Raw genomic sequence first — 21,427 nt, forward strand, 5'->3', positions numbered from 1 at the left:
ATAATAGTCTGAAAATAGTTATGTCAAAAGCCACCAAAGCCGACACGCCGCAGAAGGTCAATTACAACGATGCGGTTGCCGAGTCGAAGAAGTATTTCGACGGGGACGACCTCGCCGCCACGGTGTGGGTCAGCAAGTACGCCCTCAAGGACTCTTTCGGAAACATCTACGAGAAATCGCCGCGCGAGATGCACGAGCGCATCGCTTCCGAAATCGAACGCATCGAGCAAAAATACCCGAACCCGCTCCCGAAGGAGGAGGTTTTCGCGTTGCTCGACCATTTCCGTTACGTCATTCCGCAGGGCGGCCCGATGACCGGCATCGGCAACAATTTCCAGGTGGCGTCGCTGTCGAACTGCTTCGTCATCGGCCATAAGAACCCCGCCGACTCCTACGGCGGCATCTTCCGCATGGACGAGGAGCAGGTCCAGCTGATGAAACGCCGCGGCGGCGTGGGCCACGACCTTTCGCACATCCGCCCCACGGGTAGCCCGGTGCTCAACTCGGCACTCACGTCGACGGGCATCGTGCCCTTCATGGAGCGTTACTCGAACTCGACGCGCGAGGTGGCGCAGGACGGGCGGCGCGGCGCGCTGATGCTGTCGCTGTCGATCAAGCATCCCGACGCCGAGCGGTTCATCGACGCCAAGGTCGACACGGGCAAGGTGACGGGCGCCAACGTCTCGATCAAGATCGACGACGATTTCATGCGTGCGGCTCTCGCCGGGAAGAAATACCACCAGCAGTTCCCGATCAAGTCGGACAACCCCAAATACGAGCAGGACATCGACGCCCGGAAGCTCTGGGAGAAGATCATCCACAACGCGTGGAAGTCTGCCGAACCGGGCGTGCTGTTCTGGGATACGATCATCCGCGAAAGCATTCCCGACTGCTATGCCGACGAGGGTTTCGTGACGGTTTCGACCAACCCCTGCGGCGAGATCCCGCTCTGCCCCTACGATTCGTGCCGCCTGCTGGCGATGAACCTGTTGAGCTATGTGGACAACCCGTTCAAGGCCGATGCGAAGTTCAATTTCGACAAGTTCAGGGACCACGTATACAAGGCGATGCACATGATGGACGACATCATCGACCTCGAACTGGAAAAGGTCGAACAGATCATCGGGAAGATCGCCGCCGACCCCGAAGACCTGGATGTGCGCCGCGTGGAGCTGGAGCTTTGGAAGAAGATCCGCGAAATGGCGCGGAAGGGCCGCCGTACGGGTCTGGGCATCACGGCCGAGGGCGACATGCTCGCCGCGCTGGGTCTGCGCTACGGCACGCAGGAGGCGATCGACTTCGCCGTCGAGGTGCAGAAGTGCCTCGCTCTGGCGGCTTACGGCGCTTCGGTGAAGATGGCCGCCGAGCGCGGCGCCTTCCCGGTTTACGACGCCGCGAAGGAGGTGAACAACCCGATGATCGCCCGTATCCGCGAGGCCGATCCGGCGCTCTACGAGGAGATGGCGAAGGTGGGCCGCCGCAATATCGCCATGCTGACCATCGCGCCCACGGGAACCACGTCGCTCATGTCGCAGACCACTTCGGGCATCGAGCCGGTGTTCCGCACCGTCTACAAGCGCCGCCGCAAGATCAATCCTTCGGACGTGGACACCCACGTCGATTACGAGGACGAAACGGGCGAAAAGTTCCAGGAGTACAACGTTTACCATCATAATTTCGTCAAATGGCTGGAAGCCAGCGGATACGACACCTCGAAGCTGGCGACGATCTCCGACGCCGAACTGAACGAGTGGGTCGCCGCGTCGCCCTACCACGGCGCCACGGCCAACGACATCGACTGGGTGGCCAAGGTCAAGATGCAGGGCGCCATCCAGAAATGGGTGGACCATTCGATCTCGGTGACGGTGAACCTGCCGAACAACGTCTCGGAGGCGTTGGTGGCCGATGTTTACCGCACGGCTTGGGAGTGCGGCTGCAAGGGCGTCACGGTCTACCGCGACGGCTGCCGCGACGGCGTGCTGCTGGAGAAGAACTCCAAGAGCCGGAAGAAGTGCGAGGAGCATCCCGGCGAGGTGCAGAAGCGTCCCAAGTCGATTCCTGCCGACATCGTGCGGTTCAAGAACGGCACGGAGGACTGGATCGCCTTCGTGGGCTTGCAGGGCGGGCGTCCCTACGAGGTCTTCACGGGTAAGATCGAAGAGGACGCCATGTTCATTCCCCCGAAGATCAAGAAAGGCTTCATCATTAAGGTCCGCGAGGCGGACGGTACGAAACGCTATGATTTCCAGTACACCGACCGTTACGGTTATACGAACACCATCGGCGGCATTTCGCGTCTGTTCAACGAAGAGTTCTGGAACTACGCCAAGCTCATTTCGGGCGTGCTGCGTCACGGCATGCCGATCGAGAAGACCGTGTCGCTGATCGAGTCCCTGCATCTGGACAGCGAGTCGATCAACACGTGGAAGACCGGCGTGTGCCGTGCATTGAAACAGTATATCGTCGACGGCACGAAATCCAAGGGTAAATGCCCGAGCTGCGGACAGGAAAATATGGCCTATCAGAACGGCTGTCTGACCTGCATGTCGTGCGGCTATTCCAAGTGCGGCTGATGTTTTTTTTACCTGATTTGTGTTCTAAAAAGCCCCAATGCCCAGGCATTTGGGGCTTCTTTGTCTCCGAAACTCTCTTTTTTCTGTTTTTTTGACCGGATTTGAATGGTTTTTGTGAAAAAAATGCGTACTTTTACGACAAGTATGTGAGACGTATTAAAGATGAATATTATGAGAAAGATTTTCTTGACTGTTTTGCTCGTGGCTTTCGCCTCTGCCGCATTTGCCGAAGGAACGCCGAAGAAGCCGAGTGTTGCCGGATTCGTGTCGAACGGATTCTGGGATAATTGGGAGGTTTCGGCCGGTTTCGGAACCGGCACAGCCTTCTCCAACGGCGGTAACTCCGGCTCTTGGGGCGACCGTTTCGGTTTCGAGGGCAACCTGTCGGTGACGAAGTGGGTGCATCCGGTCTTCGGTATGCGCGCTCAATTGCAGGGCGGATGGTTCAACAATTTCGATTCCCAGATCGGCAAGATGACGTGGCCGTACATGTTCGGACACTTGGATTTCATGGTTAACGCCTCGAACTGGATCGGCGGTTACCGTACTGACCGTGCGTGGTATGCCGTGCCGTTCGCCGGTTTCGGTTACATGGCTTCGAACTTCACGGACCGTAGCCAGCGTGAGAATGCATCCGGTTCGCGCCAGGAGTTCGCCTTCACGGCGGGTCTGCTCAGCAAGTTCCGCCTGTCGCCCGCATTCGATTTCAATATCGAACTCAAGGGGCTGCTCACCAAGTCGGGCATTTGCCCTGCGGAGATGAACGGTTCTTATCTGGCCGGACTTTCCGCTACGGCTGGTATCACCTACCGCTTCAACCAGCGTGGCTGGGAGCGCGGCGTTCCGGGCTATACGGCCGACGACATCCGCGCTTTCCAGAATGCAGTGGCTGCGGGCAATTCCGCCCTCGAAGCCGCCCGGTCGGAGAATGCGGATCTGGCCAACAGACTGAAGGCTGCCGAGGCCGAGGCCGACGCCGCTAAAGCCGCTGCCGCCGCCGCTGCTGCCAAAGCCGCCGCCGAGGCCGCTGCCGCACAGAAAGTGAACACCCTCAGCCCGACTTCGATCATTTTCTACGATTACAGCATGTCGAAGCTGACGCCGAAGGAGAAGACCCGCCTCGAACTGATGGCCGACCTGATCAAGAGCGGTCCGAAAGACCGGGTCTACAAGATCGAGGGCCACGCCGACCAGCAGACGGGTACGGCGGCAGGCAACAAGCGCGTTGCCGAGAACCGCGCCAAGAGCGTTTACGACTTCCTCGTAAAATGCGGCGTGAACCCCAAACAGCTGACCTACGAAGGCAAGGGCAACGCAGCCAATGTTTACGAGAACAACCAGAAGGCCAACCGCGCCGTGATCATCAAATAAGGCCGGGCCGTATTGGGGAGGGCGAATGGAACCTTCCCGCCATAGAGAAAAAGATGCTCCGTTTGCGGGAGCATCTTTTTTCATATATATATTATATAAGGTATGCTTTTTTGCCGAACCCGGACTTACCGGATGATGACGGCGTTGACGAGCCGTACGCCCGAACGGCGGTTTATCTCCTCCTTGAGCGCCTCGCGCTGGTAGAAAAGTTCCGAGCGCAGGACGCTCGACTGTATGCGTACGTACAGGATGTGCTTTTCGAGCCGCAATTCGGTGGTGACATCCGCGGCGCGGTCGCCGACAATCTCGCGCCATGTGTCCGGCAGTTTGCCTTCGGCGACTTTCGCGGCGATGTAGGGGCGTTTGAAAAACTCCTCCAGCAGGTCGCCCATCAGCATGGTTTTGGTTCGTCTCATGGCTGTTCGTCGGTTGATTAGGGTACGGATCGCTCTTTTTCCGCGTCTTTCGCGGAATCTTCCGTTGCATTTCCCGAGGCGTTCTCCGGGGTGTTTGCGGCGTTTTCAGCTGCATTCCCGGTCGGGCCTTCCGCCGAATCTTCCGCCGCGGCCCGCTCCTGCGTCACGGCGCCTTCGGCGACTGAAAAGAGCGTGTAGTCGCCGCCCGCCTTGTCGAGAATCCGTTTCAGGCGTGTCGGGTTGCAGTCGGTGATCAGGATTTGCCCGAAGGTGTCGTCCGAGACCAGCCGGATCAACTGTTCGACCCGCCCGGCGTCGAGCTTGTCGAACAGGTCGTCCAGCAGCAGGATCGGGCGTTCGCCCTTCGTCTGGGCGACGACGGCGTACTGCGCCAGTTTGAGGGCGATCAGGAAGGATTTCTGCTGTCCCTGCGACCCGTATTTGCGCAGGGGATAACCTCCGATTTTCAGCACCAGGTCGTCGCGGTGAATGCCTGCCGTCGTGAATTCGTTGACGATGTCCTTCTGCCGCGCATCGAGCAGGATCTCCTCGAACGGACGGTCGTTCAGCTCCGATTTGTAGTGCAGTTCGACCTGCTCCCGGTCGCCCGAGAGGATGCTGTAATAGGCCGCGGTCACGGGTTGCAGCCGCTCGGCGAACTCCTGCCGCCGGGCGTGGATGGCCTTGCCGTGTTCGCACAGCTGCATGTCGTAGATTTGGAGCATGGTTTCGTCGGGCCGGGTTTTCAGCAGGCGGTTGCGTTCGGCCAGCACGGCGTTGTAACGCATCACCGAACCGAGATAGGCGCGGTCCAGCTGCGAAATGAAGGCGTTGAGATAGCGTCGGCGCTCGTCGGCGGCGTCCGAGATCAGCGCGCTGTCGGCCGGCGACACGATCACCGCGGGAATCAGTCCCACGTGGTCCGAAAGCCGTTCGTACTCCTTGCCGTTGCGCTTGAGCACCTTGCCGCCCTTGCGCGAGAAGCTGCACACGATGGTTTCCCGCTTGCCGGCATCGCTCGCATAGGTCCCTTCGACGAGGAAGAAGTCGGCGCCGTGGCGGATGCTCTGCCCGTCGGTCATCGGCAGCGACGACTTGCACATCGAGAGGTAGTAAACGGCGTCCACGACGTTGGTTTTGCCCGCGCCGTTGTCGCCCACCAGGCAGTTGATGCCGGGGCACAGCGCGAGTTCCTCCTGGGAGATGTTTTTGAAATTCAGCAGCGCTATTTTCTTCAGATGCATAGGACAAAAATACAAAAAATCCGGACACGACATTGCACATTGTGAATAGTTTTGTATCTTTGCAAACTATCGTACGAATTATAAACTAATAACACAATAAGCAATATGGCAAAGCAGAACGTCGCCGAGCAGGAAACCCTCGGCGAAGCAATGAACAAAACGGAGTTGTTTTTCGAGAGGAACGGCCGGACGATGTCCTACGTTTTCCTCGGTCTGCTCGTCCTCGCAGCCCTCGTTTTCGGCTACCGCTCGCTGATCCTCCAGCCCCGCGCCACGAAGGCCGCCGAGATGATCGCCGAGGCGCAGAACCGTTTCGAAGGCGAGAACCCCGATTTCGAGACGGCGCTGCTGGGCGACGACAACGCGGCCGGTTTCCTCGACGTGATCGAGAAGTACGGCTCGACGCCTTCGGGCAACCTCGCCAAGCATTATGCGGGCATCTGCTACCTGCGTACGGGCGATCTGGAGAACGCCGCCAAATACCTGGCGAAGTTCTCGCAGCTGAAAGGTATCCCCGGGGAGCTGATCAACGCACAGAACTACGGTTTGCAGGGCGATATCGCCGTCGAGCAGCAGGACTACGCCAGGGCGGTGAAGTTCTACGAGAAGGCCGTGAAGGCCGCCGACAACAACCTGACGGCCCCGATGTACCTGCGCAAGGCAGGTCTTGCGGAGCAGGCGCAGGGCAATGAGCAGAAAGCCGCGGCTTTCTATGAAGAGATTTTGACTTCGTATCCCGCCTCGATGGAGGCCCGCGATGCGGAAAAGCTGCTCGGCAGCATCAAATAGCGAAAGACGATGGCGACCAAGAATCACAACCTTTCCAAATTCGACTCACCCCTGCCTTCGGCCGCTGACATGCGGTTCGGTATCGTCGTGGCCGAGTGGAACCGCGAGGTCACCGAGGCCCTGTTGGAGGGAGCCGTGCGCACGCTGCGTGCCGCCGGGTGCCCCGATATGAATATTCAGGTCAAATATGTCCCGGGCACGTTCGAGCTTTCGCTCGGCGCGCAGTTCTTCGCGGAGTATACCGACGTGGACGCCGTCATCGCTCTCGGATGCGTTATCCAGGGCGACACGCGCCACTTCGATTTCATCTGTCAGGGCGTGACGCAGGGCATTACGCAGCTGCAAATCCAGTGGAACATGCCCATCGCTTTCGGCGTGCTGACGGTGGGCGACATGCAGCAGGCCCTCGACCGCTGCGGCGGTCGTCACGGCAACAAGGGCGACGAGGCTGCGGCCACGGCCATCAACATGGTGAAGTTGCAGATCGACATGGAGGCGGCTTCGCCCGACCACGAACCCGACCGGCGCAATATCAACTGATTGCCGCTTTCTGGCGGCGATCTTTCGCACATCCTTTAAACGAGGCGGATGGACAGTACCGAAGTACATTCCATCCGCCTCGTTCTTTTGCTGTCCGGCGTTCGTTCGTCTGATCCGTTCCCGCCGCTCGCCCGGACTTGTTCAGCTGTCGCCGCTTCGGCCGGTCATTGGGCCTTTTCGAGCGTGATGCGCTCCGAATAGCGGCGTCCGAAACGGTCCGTGGCGACTACCTCGATCGTCTGTGCCGAAGCCGAAGGACGCGCTTTGAAATAGAAGTCCGAGATGCGGGGTTGCTGCGATTTGGCGAGTTTCCGCCCGGCGTTTTTCAGAGAGTCGAGATGCGCCGCATAGTCGGGATCGACGATCTGGATGCGCTGCATTGCGCCGCGGTAACGGCCGTCCTCGTACCAGACGACGGTCCAGCAGGGGTCCCAGTTCCAGATTTTGGCCACGACGCTTCCGGGAAACGCTTCCACCTGCCCGGGCTGCCATACCCGCAGTTGCCGTACGGCCGGAGATCCGAGGCTCCGGTACTCCCACGAGAACTCTCCGCCGCATTCGCGGAAGAGCTGGTAGCCTTTGGGCGTGCCGTCCTTGTTGATCGGGTCGTACCACAGATTTCCGCAGATCTGTGCCACGTTGTGCTCCACGACTCCTTCGCGGATGTCGTAGTTCGAGTTGACGTGCGTGTGTCCCGTGATGAAATGCAGTTCGTGGCCGGCGAAGGCGTCCATCAGCCTGGCGGCCGACTCCATGACCTGATTGCCTTTCCAGGCCTTCATGGCCGGGGCGTGCATGGCCACGCAGACGCGCGACCCGGCGGGCAGCCGCCGGGCGTATTCCGCGGCCCAGGCCAGTTGCAGCGAGTCGATCTGCTCGTCGTATTTCTTCGCTCCGTGGTAGACGATGTCGTCGAGGACGATGTAGTGGGTCCGTCCCATGTCGAAGGCGTAGTAGGTGGGGCCGAAATGGTTCCGGTAGTTCTCCGTGGCCTCCCGGTCGGTGTATTTGTTCCGGTCGTGGTCGTGGTTGCCGATCACGCCGTAGACCGGTATTCCGAGCGATGCGAACTGCTCGCGGACGCCGGCGAACAGCTCCGGAGAGTCCCAGACGATGTCGCCGAGCAGCAGTGCCGCCTGTGCCGTGCCCCGTTGCTTCCCGAGGGCGGTCGCGCGTTGCAGTTCGGGGATGATCTCGGTTCGGAGCCGGTCGAAATGCGCCGCGGTTTTGGGCTGCGGGTCGCCGATCGCCAGCAATTCGTAAACCTCGCCCGTGGCCGGCCACGGACGCAGCTCGAAATCGTAACGCTTCGTGGAAGCGGCGTAGGGCCGGAAGAATTGCGGGATGTCCTGCTCCATGGGGGCCAGGTAGCCGGAAGGGGTTACGATGCTGATGAACAGCGCGTCGTCGTCGGCGTCGAGGGTGAAAGTTCCGTCGGCGCCGCTTTCGGTGAAGGAGTGGCCGTCCGTGACGGTGACGCCGGAGACCGGCGTCCCGGCGCATTTGACCGTGCCCCGGATCGGGCGGGCCGTAACGGCTGCGCCGAGGCAGCAGACGAGCAGCAGGACAATGAATCGTTTCATGGTTTCGGTAGGTTTTGGGTTTCGTTCTGATCGGTGCGGGCCGCTAAAAGAGGCCCAGGTTATCCAGGAAGATCAGCAGCAGCACCGCCGGGCAGACGTAGCGCACGAGGAAGATGAACACCCCGTAGATACGGAATTTCAGCGTGCCGTTGTTGCTGATTTCGGCCTTGAGTATTTTCCGGTCGAGGCGCCAGCCGACGAATATGCAGGTGAAGAATCCGCCGGCGGGGAGCAGGATGTTGGCCGTGAGGTAGTCGAGCGAGTCGAAAATCGTGAGTCCGAAGATGTTCCATCCCTTCAGAACGCCCAGCGACAGCGATGCCACGGCGGCCAGCGCCATGCAGGCTCCGGTCGTGGACCATGCGGCGGCCCGCCGGCTCATGTGCCACTCCTCGTGGAGGTAGGCCGTGATGACTTCGTGTAAAGAGATGGTCGAGGTGAGCGCCGCAACGACCAGCAGCAGAAAGAATACCGACGACCAGACCATGCTCAGCGGCATCGAGTTGAAGATGCCCGGCAGGGTGATGAATACGAGCGACGGTCCCGACGAGGGTTCGATGCCCACGCTGAACACCGCCGGGAAGATCACCACGCCGGCCAGCACGGCTACCAGCGTGTCGAGGATCGTGACGTTGAGCGCCGTGTGGCGCAGGTTGGTGTCGGGTTTGAAGTAGGAGGCGTAGGTGACCATCGTGCCGATGCCGATCGAGAGCGAGAAGAAGGCCTGCCCCAGCGCCACGAGCACCGTCGAGGGCGTCACCTTCGAGAAGTCGGGCCGGAACAGGAACCGAAGCCCCTCCTCGCCGCCGGGCATCAGCAGCGAGTGGATCGACAGTGCGATCAGGATGACGAACAGCAGGGGCATCAGCACCTTTGCCGAGCGTTCGATGCCTTTCTGCACGCCCATCGCGATGACGAAGTGCGTGGCCAGCACGAACAGCGCGGTGTAGAGCACGGGCCGCCACGGGTTCTGGATGAAATTCTCGAAAACGCTCTTGTATTCGTCGGCGGTGGTGTACCGGGCAAGGCTTCCCGTCACGGAGTGAACCATGTATTCGGCGGTCCATCCCGACACCACGAAGTAGAAGCCCAGGATCAGGAACGCCGCCACGACGCCGTTGTAGCCCAGGAAACTCCACTTGGGGGCGAGCGCCCGGTAGGCTCCCACGGCATTGCGGTGCGAGGCGCGTCCGACCGAGAATTCGGCCACCATGATGGGCAGTCCCAGCAGCAGGACGCAGAGAATGTAAATTACCAGAAAAGCTCCGCCGCCGTTGTCTCCGGCGACATAGGGGAACCGCCAGATATTTCCCAGCCCCACGGAACTTCCGGCCGCGACGAGCACGGCGCTCAATTTGCCGCCCAGCGTTGCGCGGCCGTGTGAATGATGCATATATCGGTTCTATTTGAAAAACTGCGCGCACGCAGCCGCGTGCGCGCAGTTTTCTATTTCTCCAGTACGACGCTCACCTTCTCCAGTTTGCCGCCGAGCGGGGGCGCCAGTTTCGAGACGGTGCATTTTACGTGCCGAACCTGCCGGAACGAGGCGTAGACCGCCTCGATGATGTTCATCGCCACGCGCTCGATCGTGCGCTGGGTAATGCGCATCTGGAGCGAGACGACTTCGTAGACCGTGAGGTAGTTGACCGTCTGTTCGACGCTGTCCTCGGCGGCCGCGTCGCCCAGGCAGGCCGTGATCTCCAGGTCGACCGTGAAGCGGTTGCCGACCTTCCGTTCGAGTTCGTAGCAGCCGTGCAGCGCCCGGAACTCCATGCGCTGGAGAACGATCCGGTATTCCATCCTATTCGGCGATCACGAGGTAGTAGTTCTTCTTGCCGCGCTGCACGAGCAGGTATTTGCCCGCGATCAGGTCCGCGTCGGTCACCGGGCGCATCGCGTCGGCCAGCTTCTCCTTGTTGAGCGACACGCCGCCGCCCTGCACCAGCTTGCGGCACTCGCCTTTCGAGGCGAAGATGTCGCTTTTCTCGGCGCAGAGGTCCACGAACGGGATGCCGGCCGCGAGTTCCGTGCGGGCCACGCGGTACTGGGGCACGCCTTCGAACACTTGCAGCAAGGTCTGCTCGTCGAGACGGTGCAGAGCCTCCGACGTGGCGCCGCCGAAGAGGATGGCCGAGGCCTCGACGGCCTTTTCGTACTCTTCGCGCGAGTGGATCATGCAGGTGATCTCCTCGGCCAGCCGTTTCTGCAATACGCGCAGGTGGGGAGCCGCGTCGTGCTCGGCGATGAGTGCGTCGATGGTCTCACGGTCGAGCAGCGTGAAGATCTTGATGTAGCGTTTGGCGTCCTCGTCGCTGACGTTGAGCCAGAACTGGTAGAACTTGTAGGGCGATGTGTAGCGCGGGTCGAGCCATACGTTGCCGCTCTCGGTCTTGCCGAATTTCGTGCCGTCGGCCTTGGTGATCAGCGGGCAGGTGATGCCGAAGGCCTCGGCCTCTGCGCCCAGCTTGCGGCGGATCAGCTCCGTGCCGGTGGTGATGTTGCCCCACTGGTCGGCGCCGCCCAGCTGGATTTTGCAGTTCATCGTCTCGTAGAGGTGCAGGAAGTCGTAGCCTTGAACCAGCTGGTAGGTGAATTCGGTGAACGACATGCCGTCGCCCTCGCCGTTGAAGCGTTTCTTCACGGAGTCTTTGGCCATCATGTAGTTGACGGTGATGCACTTGCCGATGTCGCGGATGAAATCGAGGAACGTGAATTCCTTCATCCAGTCGTAGTTGTTGACCAGCGCGGCGGCGTTCGGGGCGTCGGAGTCGAAGTCGAGCAGTTTGGCCAGCTGGCGTTTGATCGCCTCCTGATTGTGACGCAGGGTCTTTTCGTCGAGCAGGTTGCGCTCCTGCGATTTGCCCGAGGGGTCGCCGATCATGCCCGTCGCACCGCCCACGAGGGCCAGCGGACGGTGGCCGCACATCTGGAAGTGCTTGAGGATCATCACGCCCACCAGGTGGCCGATATGCAGCGAGTCGGCCGTGGGGTCGATGCCCAGGTAAGCCGTCGTCTGTTCTTTTTCGAGTTGTTCCTTTGCTCCGGGCATGATCGTGTGGATCATGCCGCGCCATTCGAGTTCTTCGATGAAATTCTTTGTTGCCATTATTGCGTTATTTAATTTTCACTTTGTTTTTCGGTGGAAGCGCAGTTCGGAATCTGCTTCCGTCTGACGCTCCATCGCCCATAAATCCCGCTTTTTAAGCGGGTTACTCCACTTCCAAATCCAATGCTTTGCGGAGTTCCGCGATCAGCGGATTCTTTTCTGTCATGTATTTCACCCGGTCTTCGAGTTTGATCGGGCGTGCGGCCCGAATTTCCTCGTTGACGACCACTTCCAGTTCGATCGCTCCCGTGATGCCCGCCAGTTCGGCGATGCGCATCAGCATCCCTGTCTTGCTGCGGAGTATCTCTTCGCGCAGTTCGCTCGTCGGCACGCTCAGCGAGATCGTGTTGCCCTGCACCCTCATCAGTTCGAAGGCCGGGACGAACCGCGGACGTCGTTCCCGGATGAGGTTCAGGATCTTTTCCCGGGCGCGTTCCAGTTTCCGTTCGCACTCGGGGTCGATCGTCGCGACCTCCGGTTCGGCCGTTTCCTGTTCGGAAGGCTCCTCGTCCGGATTGCTGCCCGCCGAGGCGAGCAGTTCCGAAAGGGAGGTTCCCGAGATCAGCGGCCTCCGCACGGGCTGGGGCGCGGGTTTGGACGCTTCGGGCCGTGCGGCCGGAGCGGGAGCGGGTCCCGGGGCGGCTGCGGATTGCGCCGGCGTTTCCGGCCGGGGTGCGGCCGGCTGCGGAGCCGGGGCGGGAATCGGCGCGGACGCCGGTTGTGAGGCCTGCCCGGGTTGAACCGCTGCGGATTGCTGCGGAGCCGCCGGAACGGGATTCGGACCGGGGCGGGTCGCCGGGTCGGGCTGCGGTTGCGCCGCAGGCGTCGCCGCGACGGCCGCGGCCGCCGTTCGGGGTGTCAGTTCGGGAAGCGGATACTCCCCGGAAGATGTCAGGGTGTCATTTTTTTTTTGACCGAGTCCGGCGATTTTCATCAGGCCCAACTCGACAAGCAATCGCTGGTTCGACGATTGCCGGATCTTCCCGTCAAGTTCCGTCAGTACGGAGATGGCTCCGAACAGGAACTCGACACTGCAGGCGCCCGCCTGCGTCCGGTATCGTTCGAGCAGCGTTCCGGTCATTTCGATCAGTCGCAGCGTGTCGGGCTGCCTGGCCATCAGGAGATCCCTCATATGGCGGTTCATGCCGGACATGAAGGTCTGGCCCGAGAAGCCTTTCGACAGCACGCTGTCGAAGGCCACCAGCACGTCGACGTAGTTGCCCGCGAGCAGCATCTCCGTCACGCTGAAATAGGTGTCGTAGTCCAGCACGTTCAGCGTCTGGGCCACGTTGCGGTAGTCCAGCGCCGTGCCGCAGAACGACACGGCCTTGTCGAACATCGACAGCGCGTCGCGCATGCCGCCGTCGGCCTTCTGCGCGATGAGGTTCAGCGACTCTTCGTCCGCCGAGATGCCCTCCTGGGAGGCGATGTATTTGAGGTATTCGACCGAATCTTCGACGCGGATGCGGTTGAAATCGTAGATCTGGCAGCGCGAGAGGATCGTGGGGATGATCTTGTGTTTCTCGGTGGTCGCCAGAATGAAGATGGCGTGGGCGGGCGGCTCCTCCAGCGTCTTGAGGAAGGCGTTGAAGGCTGCGGCCGAGAGCATGTGGACCTCGTCGATGATGAACACCGAGTAACGGCCCACCTGCGGGATGATGCGCACCTGCTCGATCAGCGTGCGGATGTCCTCCACGGAGTTGTTCGACGCGGCGTCCAGCTCGTGGATGTTGAGCGAACGTCCTTCGTTGAACGAGCGGCACGATTCGCACTCGTTGCACGCTTCGGCGCCGTCGGGTGCGAGGCAGTTGATGGCCTTGGCGAAGATGCGGGCGCAGGTGGTCTTGCCTACGCCGCGGGGACCGCAGAAGAGGTAGGCGTGGGCCAGCTGGCCGCGCTCGATGGCGTTCTGGAGCGTCGAGGTGATATGTTTCTGCCCGACGACCGACCGGAAGGTCGCGGGGCGGTATTTGCGTGCGCTGACGATGAAATCACTCATAGTGTTGCAAAGATACGAAATATGAATTAAGAATTAAAAATTAAGAATTAAAAATTATGTGCCGTGCTCCGGCACGACAAATTGGCGGTTGTTGGCAGTTGTTGGCAGTTGTTCTGTGACAAATAATGACACTATGTCCTGGATTCGGAGTTGGCAGGGGTTTTGCTCAATTCACAATTCAGAATTCAAAATTAAAAATTACATATTATGAACATCAACACTCTTACCATCAAGGCGCAGGAGGCGCTGCAAGCGGCGCTCTCGCTGGCGCGGGAGCGGGGACAGCAGGCTGTCGAACCGCTCCACCTGCTCGCGGTGCTGATCCGCGAGGACGATTCGCTCTCGACGTTCCTGCTGGGGCGCGTGGGAGTGAATGTACGTTCGCTGCGCGACGAGGTCGGCCGGGCCGTGGCGTCGCTGCCGCGCGTCGAGGGCGGCGGCGAGCAGTTCTTTGCGCAGGACACCTCGAAGGCGATCCAGCGCGCCGTGGACTTCACGAAGAATTTCGGCGACAAATACGCCTCCGTCGAACACCTGCTGCTGGCCCTCGTGGCCGAGCGCGGGCAGGCCGCCGACATCCTCAAACGCAGCGGCGCGACGGAAAAGGAGCTGATCGAGGCGATCCGCACCTTCCGCAAGGGTGCGACGGTCGATTCGCAGACCTCCGAGCAGCAGTTCGACGCGCTGGGCAAGTATGCCATCAACCTCAACGAGCAGGCGCGCTCGGGAAAACTCGACCCGGTCATCGGGCGTGACGAGGAGATCCGCCGCGTGCTGCAAATCCTTTCGCGGCGCACGAAGAACAATCCGATTCTCGTGGGCGAGGCCGGCGTCGGCAAAACCGCCATCGCCGAGGGCATCGCCCGCAGGATCATCGACGGCGACGTGCCCGAGAACCTGAAGTCGAAGGTCATCTACTCGCTGGACATGGGTGCGCTGATCGCAGGCGCCAAGTACCAGGGTGAGTTCGAGGAGCGTCTGAAAGCCGTCGTGCAGGAGGTTACGGCCAGCGAGGGCGAGATACTGCTCTTCATCGACGAGATCCACACGCTGGTCGGCGCCGGCAAGTCGTCGGGGGCGATGGATGCCGCGAACATCCTCAAACCGGCCCTTGCGCGGGGCGAGCTGCGGACCATCGGAGCCACGACGCTCGACGAGTTCCAGAAATACTTCGAGCAGGACAAGGCCCTCGAACGCCGTTTCCAGAAGGTGATGGTCGACGAGCCTTCGCAGGAGGACGCCATCTCGATCCTCCGCGGCCTGAAGGAGCGTTACGAAAACCACCACCAGGTGCGGATCAAGGACGAGGCCATCGTGGCAGCCGTCGAGCTTTCGACGCGCTACATCACCTCGCGGTTCCTGCCCGACAAGGCCATCGACCTGGTGGACGAGGCCGCCTCGCGGCTGCGTCTGGAGATGAACTCCGTGCCCGAGGAGATCGACACGCTCGACCGCCGGGTCCGCCAGCTCGAGATTGAACGCGAGGCCATCCGCCGCGAGAAGGACAAGGAGCGCGTCGAGCACCTGACCAAGGAGATCGAGGAACTGAAGGCCCGTGACGCCGAGATGCGTGCCAGGTGGCAGGGCCAGCGCGATCTGCTCAAAAAGATTCAGGCCAACAAGGATAAGATCGAGTCGCTGAAAGTCGAGGCCCGGCAGGCCGAACGGCAGGGCGACTACGGCAAGGTGGCCGAAATCCGCTACGGCAAGATTCAGGAGGCCGAGAAGGAGATCGCCGCTTTTCAGGAGGAGTACCGCCTCGCTTCGGCCAGCGGTTCGATGATCAAGGAGGAGGTCGACGCGCAGGACGTCGCCGAGGTGGTGTCGCGCTGGACGGGCATTCCCGTGACGCGCATGCTGGCCTCGGAGCGCGAGAAACTGCTCCACATGGAGGACGAACTCCACAAGCGTGTCATCGGGCAGGAGCAGGCCATCGCGGCCATTTCCGACGCCGTGCGCCGTTCGCGCGCCGGGCTGAACGATCCCCGCAAGCCGATCGGTTCGTTCATCTTCCTCGGTACGACGGGCGTCGGCAAGACCGAGCTGGCCAAGGCGCTGGCCGAGTTCCTGTTCAACGACGACCAGATGATGACGCGTATCGACATGAGCGAATACCAGGAGCGGCACGCCGTGTCGCGGCTCGTCGGGGCGCCTCCGGGATACGTCGGTTACGACGAGGGCGGCCAATTGACCGAGGCCGTGCGGCGCAAGCCCTATTCCGTGGTGCTGCTCGACGAGATCGAGAAGGCGCATCCCGACGTCTTCAACATCCTGTTGCAGGTGCTCGACGACGGCCGGCTGACCGACAACAAGGGCCGTACGGTGGATTTCCGCAACACGATCATCATTATGACCTCGAACATGGGTTCGCAGGTGATCCAGGATAACTTCGCCGAGGCCTTCGACGGCAGGAAGCTGCCCGAAGAGGTTGTCGAGCGGACCCGCCTCGCGGTGATCGACCTGCTGAAACAGCAGCTCAAACCGGAGTTCCTGAACCGTATCGACGAGATCGTGATGTTCGAGCCGCTGACGCACAAGGACATCGAACGCATCGTCGACATCCAGTTGGGCATCGTGCGCAGGATGCTTTCGGAGAACGGCATCCGGCTGGAGTACAGTGACAAGGCGCGCGAATGGATCGCCTCGGCGGGTTACGATCCGCTCTATGGCGCACGTCCCGTGAAGCGGGTCATCCAGCGCTATGTGGTCAACGACCTTTCGAAGCGGATTCTTGCCGGCGAGGTCGACCGCTCGAAGCCGATCGCGATCGACGCCGGGCAGGACGGGCTGACGTTCTCGAACTGACGCCGCCCGGCAGAGTGAAAAAGGGTTCCGACGATTCGGAACCCTTTTTCGTTTACCGGACGTATCTGCTGAAAAACTTCCACAGCTCTTCGCCCGTGTCTACGCCCGTCTCTTTCCAGGAGTGCTTTCCGCCGACGGTCTCGTAGAGCCAGACCTCGTTTCCGTCCGTGCCCTCCGTGTAGCGGTGGGCGATGACCTGCAAGCCGCCGGGGCGGGAGGGCAGGGTGTCGATCCGCTCTGCGAGGCATTTGTTCTTGGCGGCCCAGTAGCCGACCGCGGTCGGGACGGAGACATAGGCGCCCCAGCCCCCTTCGTTGCCGAGGTCGCCTTCCCAGCGGGTCGTCCGGTCTTCGGTGCCGTGGATTTCGAACAGCGGAATCGGATGCGGATTGCGGTCCGAGCGGAGGATTTCGACGGACATGAACCCGGCGACCGGTCCGAGGGCCGCATAGGTCTCCGGACAGCGCGAGGCCAGCAGGTAACACATGTCCCCGCCGTTCGACATACCCGTGCAGAAGACGTTGCGGCGGCTCAAACCATGTTTTTTCTGAAGGTGCCGGATCAGTTCGGAGAGGAACCGCACGTCGTCGACGGCCATATCGGCCTGAAAGGGGTAACCCACGTTCCAGCATGTTTTGCCGCGGCCGTCGCGTTCGCCCTGCGGGTAGCAGACGGCGAAACCGTGGCGGTCGGCAACGCGGTTCATGTCGAACCGTTCCGGGTCGCCCTGTCCTCCGTAGCCGTGGAGGACAATGACCAGCGGTGCGCCGTCGGGCAGCCCTTCGGGCAGGTGGAGGCGGTAGGTGCGGTCGATGCCGCCCGAACGCAGCGTGTGGCCGGGCGTCTGCGCGAGGCAGGTTCCCGCTGCGAAAAGCAGCAGGCAGGAAAGGGTGTGCAGGAGGTATTTCATCATTTTGAGCATTAGAGTCCTTTGCGGGCGAGGCGCCAGGCCAGCGCGTTGTAAAGCCGGATCACGGGACCGCGCCAGCCGGCGGGCAGGGCGTTCAGGGCGCGGACCTTGCGCAGCGTGCGGCGGTAGGTTCGCGTCCAAGCGAAGAACCGGGCGGCGCGGGCGGCCTCCTTCGTGCCGCCTTTGGCGCTGATGATAAGCGCTTTTCCCAGTGCGGCGCGGGCCACGAACTCCCGGTCCTCCTCGGGGGCCAGCGGGTCGTACAGCTCCTCGAACGAATGGACGGTCTTCTCGGGCGTGTAGCTTGCCGCCGAGCGGTTCGAAGCCACCCGCGAGTAGCGGACCAGCCGTTCGGGCGAGAAGCAGACTTCGTAGCGGCGGGCAATCCTAATCCACATGTAGAGGTCTTCGGCGATCTTCATGCCCTCGGGAAACAGCCCCACGGTGTCGAACACGCGCCGCGGGATGCAGCTGGCCGACGGGATGGCGATGTAGCGGTGGGCCGATTCGCGGAAGAAATTCGCCACGACGCCCCGCTCGGAGGGTGTCGGGGCCGGATAGGTCCCGTCGTGGCTTATTATTGAAAACGCCGTGCAGTAGAGTCCGCAGCCGGGGAACTCGCGGATCATGGCGGCGATTTCGGCCAGAAACCCCGGCTCCCAGGCGTCGTCGGCGTCCAGCAGGGCGATGTATTCGCCTGTCGACTCTGCGATGCCGCGGTTGCGTGCGGCGCAGACCCCGGCGTTGGACTGCCGGACGAGCCTTACGAGCGGCGAGCCGATCGCACGCACGACCTCCGCGCCGCCGTCGGTCGAACCGTCGTCCACGACGATGATCTCCTGCGGGGGGCGGGTCTGCGCCAGGGCCGAGCGTACGGCCGCGCCGATTTCCAGCTGCTTGTTGTAGAGGGGTATGACGACCGAAATGGTGGGTTCTGACATCTGTTCTGCCGGGTTTTGTTGCGAAGATATTGATCTTTTGCTACTTTTGCAAATAAAACCGTACCATGACCGTATTCGAAAAAACCGACCGATTCCTGCGCAACCTCTATGAGACGGCGTTTTACTTTGCGGTGATGGCCGTGAAGGAGAATTTCCGCAACTACGTCGGCCGTGCCGGAACGGTCGGCGCGCCGAAGCCGTCGGTCCTGATCCTCGGCAACGGCCCTTCGCTGGCCGAAGACCTGCCGCGGCTGATCGCCCGGGGCGAACACACGGCAAAGGACATCATGGCGGTCAACTACTTTGCGCTGGACGAACGTTTTACGACGGTCCGGCCGGCTTATTACGTGCTTTCCGATCCGATGTTTTTCCGCGACAGCGTCTGCCGCGACCGTGTGGCGGAACTCTACCGCACGCTTGCCGAAAAGGTGACGTGGCCGATGAACCTCTACGTGCAGTACTACAACCCCGAGCGGTTCGACTACCGTGTCGCGCTGCCCAACCCCAATATCCGCATCGTGCGGTTCCACACGCAGGTCTACCGCGGGTTCCGGGGCGTGGAGTTCTGGCTCTACCGCCACGGTCTGGGAAGCGCCAACTTCGGGACTGTGGTGCAGGTGTGCGAGTACGTCGCCCTGCTGCTGGGTTACAAGACGCTGGAACTCTATGGGGTGGATCATACGCTGCTCGACGGGCTGTCGGTCGACGACGAGAACCGTCTCTGCCGGGCCGACAGGCACTATTACGACGACACTCCGGCCGTTCCGAAGCCGATCTTCCAGAAGGTTCCGCACCGTCCCTATACGATGGCCGTTTATCTGGCCGAGGTCGCCGAACTGTTCCGCGGCCACGAGGCGCTGCGCGATTACGCCCGATCGCTCGGGGCGCGGATCATAAACCGGACCGAGGGGTCGATGATCGACGCCTACGAGCGGGAACGAAAATAGAAAAAGGGCGGTTTTGAAAATTCGCAGGGTCGGAAGACTCATTTTTCAGCAATTCGGCTCTGTTTTCAGGCAGCTGCTCGCGGTGGCCTGCTATGGAGCGTGCGGAATAGCAGGCTTCCGCAAGGCGGAGCTGCGGCCTGCCGATTCGCCTCCGGCAAATCGAAAATCTTCCGAGTCTGCGAGTTCGCAGAATCGGCTTTTATTTATCCCGGCAGGTTCCGGCTCGCCGCGATGATTTCGGCCATGGCGAAGTCCTCGGGGTAGTCGATGTCCAAACCCTCGATGCGGTCCACGACGGCCATGTAGGGACGATCGCCGATGCGGCGGCCGCGGCCGCACCACAACTCCCGCGAAAAGATGAAGAAGGCGCTGGTCTCGATGTAAACCGGCTCGATGGTCTGCGTGCGGGGGATGTTGTCGAGAGCGTAGTTGAGCGGACGGCCTTCGAACCAGGCGAAAGTCTGGATTTTTTCGGCGCTGAACGCCGAGTCGTATTCGCCCGAACGCACTTTGCCGAGCGCATCGGCAAGGGTCGCGGCGCGGATGAACGGCGAGGTGGCGTGGGCGAGGATGTAGAGGTCGGCCCCGACCCGGGCGGTGAAGCTGTCGTAAATCTCCCGTCCGAGCGTCGTGTCGCTGTCGAGCGACGGGTCGCGGAGCAGCAGCCGGACCCCCTCGGGCAGCAACGCGCGGATGCCTTCGTCGCTGCAAAAGACGTAGACCTCGTCGATGCCCTCCACTTCAGTCAGGGTTTTCAGGATATGACACATCAGCGGCGATCCGTCCAGCGGGCGGAGGTTCTTGCCTGCGACGCGCTGGCTGTTGAGCCGGATGGGAACGAATGCTACGGTTTTCATGGAGTCTGATAATTTGTAAAGGGGTTCGTCGCGACACTCTGCCGCTTGCGGCGTTCAACTTCCCGCCCCGGGCGGGGAGTCAGGGGTGGGGCGGATTTGCAAACACGGCGGAACACCGTGGGAACGGCATTCCGCGCTGCGATGCGTTGCCGATATTTCAACCGGCATTTCATTGTACCAGAAGATTGCAGCCCCGGATGTCCGAATGGTCGATGCGGCCTTCGATGACGAACTCGCCGTCCGCGCCGACGCGCCCCACGTCCTGTGTCTGGATAAAGGCGCACGACCACCAGGAAGCCAGATCCGCGATGTTCAGCCCGCCGCGTGCGCCTGCCGGGAGCGGGTCGAACGGGTCGTTGACGTCGCGTGCCGTGACGCGCATCCAGCCCGGGCAGCGGAACACGTTGCCTCCCTGCGAATAGGCCTGCGAGGTGAGTTCGGCCATGCCGTATTCCGAATGAATCTCCCCGACCCCGAAGGCGTCGCAGAGGATTCGGTGGAACTCCTCTTTGGGAATCTCCTCGCGGTAACCCTTCATGCCGCCCGTCTCCATCACCACCGTATCGCGGAGCTTCGGAGCGTACCGCTCCGCGAGGTCCCACAGCGCATAGCTTACGCCCAGCAGGATTTTCGGCTTCGGGTCGCGCTCCATCGCCGCCAGCAGTCCTTCGCAGTCATCCAGATAGAATCCGCCCGATCCGCAGTCGGCGATCAGCCGGTCGGCCATGTAGACCAGCGACGAACCTTTGCGCCGCAGGTAATTGGGCAGCAGGGCGTAGAGGCTCAATCCGGCGGGGTCGCCGTAGAAGTTGCGGAATGCCGTGCGGAACGCCTGCTCGTAGAGCGCCAGCGAGCGCATCGGGTGGCGCGAGGGCGTCATTCCGGTCGTGGCCGACGAAGTGAAGACCGCCTCGGGCGGAGTCTCCCCGCAATAGACCGTATGCGTCTTGAACAGTTCGATGGGCAGGTACGGAATCTTTTCAGGCGTGTCGACATGCTCCGCCCGGACGCCGATCCGGGCGAGGTATTCGCGGTAGGGGGCGCATTCGCGGGCCTGGCGGCGGAATATTTCCAGCGCCGCGGCGTCGAAGGCCGCTCCGTCCGCAATGCGGAATATGTCGTCGGGGGTGATCATTACATGCAAAGTTACCAAAAAAAACGGACGATTCCAAAACCGAATCGTGTCCGGTTCGGCAAAAGGTTTCGACTTCTGAAAGGGGCGTAACGCCCCCAAAGGTAATGAAAAAAGGCGTATAGGTCATTTCGGGTGCTAAAATCGTTGTAATACTGGTGTCTGTCAGTATGATATGACCATTCAAAACTTTTGAACACATATTTGATGCGAG

General features: G+C 61.3%; 17 protein-coding genes. 6 read left to right on the forward strand and 11 right to left on the reverse strand.

The features are described from left to right. Positions 1 to 20 precede the first annotated feature (20 nt). Both BHV64_RS05205 and BHV64_RS05210 read left to right on the forward strand, forming a co-directional pair. On the forward strand, positions 21 to 2,573 hold the full coding sequence (locus BHV64_RS05205; protein WP_149886001.1) for an adenosylcobalamin-dependent ribonucleoside-diphosphate reductase: 2,553 nt from the start codon (positions 21 to 23) through the stop codon (positions 2,571 to 2,573). Positions 2,574 to 2,744: 171 nt separating this feature from the next. Further along, positions 2,745 to 3,944: an OmpA family protein gene (locus tag BHV64_RS05210; protein WP_217727468.1), complete on the forward strand. Its 1,200-nt coding sequence runs from the start codon at positions 2,745 to 2,747 to the stop codon at positions 3,942 to 3,944. 125 nt (positions 3,945 to 4,069) lie between these two features. Here BHV64_RS05210 and BHV64_RS05215 read toward each other — a convergent pair whose 3' ends face one another. Together BHV64_RS05215 and recF are read right to left on the reverse strand one after the other, a co-directional pair. Next, a complete protein-coding gene (locus BHV64_RS05215; RefSeq protein WP_015547311.1) occupies positions 4,070 to 4,342 on the reverse strand; it encodes a DUF721 domain-containing protein in 273 nt (90 codons plus the stop codon). A gap of 35 nt (positions 4,343 to 4,377) precedes the next feature. After that, positions 4,378 to 5,604: a DNA replication/repair protein RecF gene (gene recF / locus BHV64_RS05220; RefSeq protein WP_288115623.1), complete on the reverse strand. Its 1,227-nt coding sequence runs from the start codon at positions 5,602 to 5,604 to the stop codon at positions 4,378 to 4,380. Positions 5,605 to 5,709: 105 nt separating this feature from the next. On the opposite strand from recF, the gene BHV64_RS05225 reads away from it, so the two are divergent. Together BHV64_RS05225 and ribH are read left to right on the forward strand one after the other, a co-directional pair. After that, positions 5,710 to 6,393, forward strand: a complete 684-nt coding sequence (locus tag BHV64_RS05225; RefSeq protein ID WP_015547313.1) for a tetratricopeptide repeat protein — start codon at positions 5,710 to 5,712, stop codon at positions 6,391 to 6,393. 9 nt (positions 6,394 to 6,402) lie between these two features. Further along, positions 6,403 to 6,933, forward strand: coding sequence for a 6,7-dimethyl-8-ribityllumazine synthase (gene ribH, locus BHV64_RS05230; protein ID WP_015547314.1), 531 nt, complete (start codon positions 6,403 to 6,405; stop codon positions 6,931 to 6,933). Between the two features lie 164 nt (positions 6,934 to 7,097). On the opposite strand, the gene BHV64_RS05235 is transcribed toward ribH, so the two are convergent. From BHV64_RS05235 to BHV64_RS05255, 5 genes are all read right to left on the reverse strand, one after another. After that, on the reverse strand, positions 7,098 to 8,516 hold the full coding sequence (locus BHV64_RS05235; protein WP_217727466.1) for a calcineurin-like phosphoesterase C-terminal domain-containing protein: 1,419 nt from the start codon (positions 8,514 to 8,516) through the stop codon (positions 7,098 to 7,100). 43 nt (positions 8,517 to 8,559) lie between these two features. After that, positions 8,560 to 9,909 carry a sodium-dependent transporter gene (locus BHV64_RS05240; protein WP_277089151.1) on the reverse strand — a complete coding sequence of 450 codons (1,350 nt, stop codon included), beginning with the start codon at positions 9,907 to 9,909 and terminating at the stop codon, positions 8,560 to 8,562. A gap of 53 nt (positions 9,910 to 9,962) precedes the next feature. After that, complete coding sequence (gene folB / locus BHV64_RS05245; RefSeq protein ID WP_015547317.1) at positions 9,963 to 10,316, reverse strand: dihydroneopterin aldolase; 354 nt, start codon at positions 10,314 to 10,316, stop codon at positions 9,963 to 9,965. 1 nt (position 10,317) lies between these two features. Next, positions 10,318 to 11,622, reverse strand: coding sequence for a tyrosine--tRNA ligase (gene tyrS, locus BHV64_RS05250; protein WP_022061658.1), 1,305 nt, complete (start codon positions 11,620 to 11,622; stop codon positions 10,318 to 10,320). Between the two features lie 103 nt (positions 11,623 to 11,725). Continuing rightward, entirely contained in the window at positions 11,726 to 13,621 is a 1,896-nt protein-coding gene (locus BHV64_RS05255; RefSeq protein ID WP_118406824.1) for a DNA polymerase III subunit gamma/tau, read from the reverse strand. Between the two features lie 207 nt (positions 13,622 to 13,828). Here BHV64_RS05255 and clpB point away from each other — a divergent pair, with 207 nt between their 5' ends. Further along, positions 13,829 to 16,426 carry an ATP-dependent chaperone ClpB gene (clpB, locus tag BHV64_RS05260; RefSeq protein WP_138266326.1) on the forward strand — a complete coding sequence of 866 codons (2,598 nt, stop codon included), beginning with the start codon at positions 13,829 to 13,831 and terminating at the stop codon, positions 16,424 to 16,426. Between the two features lie 52 nt (positions 16,427 to 16,478). Here clpB and BHV64_RS05265 read toward each other — a convergent pair whose 3' ends face one another. Together BHV64_RS05265 and BHV64_RS05270 are read right to left on the reverse strand one after the other, a co-directional pair. Beyond that, a complete protein-coding gene (locus BHV64_RS05265) occupies positions 16,479 to 17,336 on the reverse strand; it encodes an alpha/beta hydrolase family esterase (RefSeq protein ID WP_217727464.1) in 858 nt (285 codons plus the stop codon). An 11-nt stretch (positions 17,337 to 17,347) separates the two neighbouring features. Then, on the reverse strand, positions 17,348 to 18,277 hold the full coding sequence (locus tag BHV64_RS05270; RefSeq protein ID WP_195636045.1) for a glycosyltransferase family 2 protein: 930 nt from the start codon (positions 18,275 to 18,277) through the stop codon (positions 17,348 to 17,350). A gap of 65 nt (positions 18,278 to 18,342) precedes the next feature. Here BHV64_RS05270 and BHV64_RS05275 point away from each other — a divergent pair, with 65 nt between their 5' ends. Then, a complete protein-coding gene (locus tag BHV64_RS05275; protein ID WP_288115624.1) occupies positions 18,343 to 19,224 on the forward strand; it encodes a hypothetical protein in 882 nt (293 codons plus the stop codon). 203 nt (positions 19,225 to 19,427) lie between these two features. Here the strand turns inward: BHV64_RS05275 and BHV64_RS05280 are convergent, their stop codons facing one another. Continuing rightward, positions 19,428 to 20,081, reverse strand: coding sequence for an acylneuraminate cytidylyltransferase family protein (locus BHV64_RS05280; protein ID WP_015547323.1), 654 nt, complete (start codon positions 20,079 to 20,081; stop codon positions 19,428 to 19,430). Positions 20,082 to 20,250: 169 nt separating this feature from the next. Then, entirely contained in the window at positions 20,251 to 21,216 is a 966-nt protein-coding gene (locus BHV64_RS05285; protein ID WP_288115625.1) for an acyltransferase, read from the reverse strand. Between the last annotated feature and the right edge of the window lie 211 nt (positions 21,217 to 21,427).

The sequence above is a fragment of the Alistipes sp. 56_sp_Nov_56_25 genome (assembly GCF_001915285.1).
Taxonomy (GTDB): domain Bacteria; phylum Bacteroidota; class Bacteroidia; order Bacteroidales; family Rikenellaceae; genus Alistipes; species Alistipes shahii.

What these genes read in the sequence shown, in the direction of transcription:
- BHV64_RS05205 (WP_149886001.1), top strand. Translation starts at nt 21, where the DNA reads ATGTCAAAAGCCACCAAAGCCGACACGCCGCAGAAGGTCAATTACAAC.
- BHV64_RS05210 (WP_217727468.1), top strand. Translation starts at nt 2,745, where the DNA reads ATGAGAAAGATTTTCTTGACTGTTTTGCTCGTGGCTTTCGCCTCTGCC.
- BHV64_RS05215 (WP_015547311.1), bottom strand. Translation starts at nt 4,342, where the DNA reads ATGCTGATGGGCGACCTGCTGGAGGAGTTTTTCAAACGCCCCTACATC.
- recF (WP_288115623.1), bottom strand. Translation starts at nt 5,604, where the DNA reads ATGCATCTGAAGAAAATAGCGCTGCTGAATTTCAAAAACATCTCCCAG.
- BHV64_RS05225 (WP_015547313.1), top strand. Translation starts at nt 5,710, where the DNA reads ATGGCAAAGCAGAACGTCGCCGAGCAGGAAACCCTCGGCGAAGCAATG.
- ribH (WP_015547314.1), top strand. Translation starts at nt 6,403, where the DNA reads ATGGCGACCAAGAATCACAACCTTTCCAAATTCGACTCACCCCTGCCT.
- BHV64_RS05235 (WP_217727466.1), bottom strand. Translation starts at nt 8,516, where the DNA reads ATGAAACGATTCATTGTCCTGCTGCTCGTCTGCTGCCTCGGCGCAGCC.
- BHV64_RS05240 (WP_277089151.1), bottom strand. Translation starts at nt 9,909, where the DNA reads ATGCATCATTCACACGGCCGCGCAACGCTGGGCGGCAAATTGAGCGCC.
- folB (WP_015547317.1), bottom strand. Translation starts at nt 10,316, where the DNA reads ATGGAATACCGGATCGTTCTCCAGCGCATGGAGTTCCGGGCGCTGCAC.
- tyrS (WP_022061658.1), bottom strand. Translation starts at nt 11,622, where the DNA reads ATGGCAACAAAGAATTTCATCGAAGAACTCGAATGGCGCGGCATGATC.
- BHV64_RS05255 (WP_118406824.1), bottom strand. Translation starts at nt 13,621, where the DNA reads ATGAGTGATTTCATCGTCAGCGCACGCAAATACCGCCCCGCGACCTTC.
- clpB (WP_138266326.1), top strand. Translation starts at nt 13,829, where the DNA reads ATGAACATCAACACTCTTACCATCAAGGCGCAGGAGGCGCTGCAAGCG.
- BHV64_RS05265 (WP_217727464.1), bottom strand. Translation starts at nt 17,336, where the DNA reads ATGAAATACCTCCTGCACACCCTTTCCTGCCTGCTGCTTTTCGCAGCG.
- BHV64_RS05270 (WP_195636045.1), bottom strand. Translation starts at nt 18,277, where the DNA reads ATGTCAGAACCCACCATTTCGGTCGTCATACCCCTCTACAACAAGCAG.
- BHV64_RS05275 (WP_288115624.1), top strand. Translation starts at nt 18,343, where the DNA reads ATGACCGTATTCGAAAAAACCGACCGATTCCTGCGCAACCTCTATGAG.
- BHV64_RS05280 (WP_015547323.1), bottom strand. Translation starts at nt 20,081, where the DNA reads ATGAAAACCGTAGCATTCGTTCCCATCCGGCTCAACAGCCAGCGCGTC.
- BHV64_RS05285 (WP_288115625.1), bottom strand. Translation starts at nt 21,216, where the DNA reads ATGATCACCCCCGACGACATATTCCGCATTGCGGACGGAGCGGCCTTC.